The 2,615-nt window shown below is 52.9% G+C and carries 2 protein-coding genes and 1 pseudogene; all 3 read left to right on the top strand.

Annotated features, from left to right (window positions below; all coding sequences use genetic code 11):
- Nucleotides 1–206: pseudogene (locus tag AXE65_RS13920) on the top strand (replication protein); the annotation flags it as partial.
- Entirely contained in the window at nt 203–1,600 is a 1,398-nt protein-coding gene (locus AXE65_RS12225; RefSeq protein ID WP_068392960.1) for a replicative DNA helicase, read from the top strand. The pseudogene AXE65_RS13920 and the gene AXE65_RS12225, both read left to right, overlap by 4 nt.
- A 722-nt stretch (nt 1,601–2,322) precedes the next feature.
- The coding region (locus AXE65_RS14080; protein WP_204376566.1) for a hypothetical protein at nt 2,323–2,615 on the top strand (293 nt) is incomplete at its 3' end.

Below are 2,615 nucleotides of genomic sequence, written 5' to 3'. Positions count from 1 at the left end.
TGCTGGCGACGATTTGGGACGGTAATGAGCAAGCCCGGTCGCGCGAGTTTTGGGAGTATTTGTTTAACAGTATCCGCGAGTCTGATTTTTTGATGGGGCGCGGTGAAAATGCGCTCGATTGGCGATTGACTTTTGATTGGTTGATTGACCCCGATAATTTCGTGAAGGTTTATGAGGGGCATTATTTATCGGGAGCAGGCGCATGAGACGCCAGTTATATAGCCAGGAGGCCGAGCAGTTTGTGTTGACGGCGATTTTGGCCGCGCCCGAGCACGCTAAAACGGTGTTTCTTGAGTTGACGCCGGACGATTTCTTTTATGCCGAAAACCGCAACGCGTTTTTTTGTATGAAGCGACTCGCCGATAGGGATGAGCCGGTGGAGGTGGTGGCAACGGCTATGGAGTATGAGCAGCAGTTTAATGTTAACGCGCTGCCGTATTTGTTTAATTTGCACGATAGCTTTTGCAGTCTGGCTAATCTTGATTTTTATGTGCGGATTATTCAGGAGCGTGCGACGCTGCGCCGATTAATGGGGGCGACCAGGGATATTCAGGAGATGATTCTTAACGATTCCGAGCGTTCGGCCAGCGAGAAAGCCGATCAGGCGATTGCGCTGATTCAGGCGGTGCAGCAGTCCGCTATGTACGAGCACTCGCAGGATGGCGCTTCGGCGCAGGCGGATTATATCGATGAGCTTGAGCGCCGTCTTGAGCTGGACGGGCAGATTGATGGCCTTGCGACCGGTTTAACGGCGCTGGATCATAAGCTTAAGGGGTTAAAGCCTGGGCAGCTTGTGGTGTTGGGCGCAAGACCAGGCGCGGGCAAAACAGCCTTGGCGCTTAATATCGCGCAGCATGCCGCGATTCATCAAAATAAACAGGTGTTGTTTTTCTCGCTTGAGATGGGCAAGACGGAAATTACGGATCGTTTGGTGGCGAGCCACGGCAATTATTTGTTGCAGGCGATTAAATCCGCCGAGGTGCTGCAATACGACAACGTTTTGCAAACCGTAAAAACGGTCTTTGATGCGCCGCTCAAACTATACGATTCGGCGGATATGTCGCTTGCCAAGATCGGCGCGATTGCGCGAAAGCATCAATACCAATACGGGCTGGATTTGCTGGTGATTGATTATTTGCAGCTACTGGGCGGCGATAATCCAAGGGATAGCAGTTATGACCGCACCAGTAAAATCAGTCGCGCCGCCAAGTTGCTTGCGAAATCGCTTAATGTGCCGGTGGTATTGCTAAGCCAGCTTTCGCGCAATAATGAGAGCCGCGCGGATAAAAGACCTATCGCCGCCGATTTAAGGGATAGCGGTAGTATTGAGCAGGATGCGGATGTTATTGTGTTTATTTACCGTGACGAGATGTATCACGAGGATAGCCCGAATAAAGGCACGGCAGAACTGATTGTGAATAAGGGGCGCAATATTGAAACCGGTACGGTGCATGTCGCTTGGCGCGGCGCTTATTCGTGTTTCGCGGATTTACCCGAGGATTGGCAGCCGCAAGAAAAGGTGGTGCCGATTGCGAGCGTTAAATCCACCTCCCGCCGTTTTGGTCGCGCGAATGATTATGCCAAGGCCAAGTGGGGTTAACTTTAACCCCGCGCAAGGCGCTTTTCCCAATGGCTCCCGATGGGCGCTATTGGTAAAGACGCTTTAAAGACGCTGTAGCGGCGTGCCCTTAGGCCAGTTAAGGGAACCTTGTGCTTCTCCGAGCAGCACACACGCCTCTAGAGCAGTAATACGCTTCAAGACGCTTTAAAACGCTGTAGCGCCGTTGCCCCTTAGCCAGATAGGGGATGACCCGTAAAAAGGTCTTGTGCTTCTCCGAGCAGCACACAGCAAGCGAGCACGTCTTAAGGCAGCAACACGATTGGCAGGCGCAAGCTGCCTTTGGTACGGCCAGACCGCATGACATCGAAAAGCCGCCGTAACCGTACCGAGAGCCTTACGGGGGACCATCGAAAGGGCAAGCCAGATGAGTGGCTGCTAGTGGAGTCGCAAGAAGGGGGCAGCAGGTTTGCCCCCAGCCCTCCATTAGCAGTGGGAAGGAACGGCTAGGTGGGGCGCTTTGGCGGCGCGTAATCCTTCCAGTAGTGCAGGCGCTAAACCGGCCTACTCCGCAAAAAGACGACGACGGCGACGGGCATGGCCTTGAGCAGTTGGAGGCTAAGCGGCAAATCACTGGGTGGTTGTCGGGTATTTTTGTCCCGACAACCCCTAGGTGATTTGTGTTCCGCTATTTGCCTCCTCTAGCTCTGGGCATTTACGCATTCATACTTATTCCTTATATATATAGAAAAGAGTGCGAAAAAATGAAAAAAGTGTTGCAGAATTCAAAAAAAGTCACCACAAAAATCACTGCGGACAAAAAAACCGCGCACTTTGCATACGTTGCGAGCACTACTAGCAGCACTGGCCTGCAAACCTTCACACCTCGCTTGCAGAAAGCAAAAGCGGCGGCTAGCAATAGCCATCGGCATCCACTATCTAACCAGCCTTCACTATCTACTACCCCTGCTACTGCCCCTGCTGCTCTTGCTGCACTATCGGCAACCCAAGCGAACAGCAGCGCTAGCAGCGGCAGCGCAGGCAGCGGCAGCGCCGC

This window comes from Ventosimonas gracilis, from assembly GCF_001580025.1.
Lineage (GTDB): Bacteria > Pseudomonadota > Gammaproteobacteria > Pseudomonadales > Pseudomonadaceae > Ventosimonas > Ventosimonas gracilis.
The sequence above is the reverse complement of the archived record's forward strand: the minus strand, read 5'-3'. Positions and strand labels throughout refer to the sequence as shown.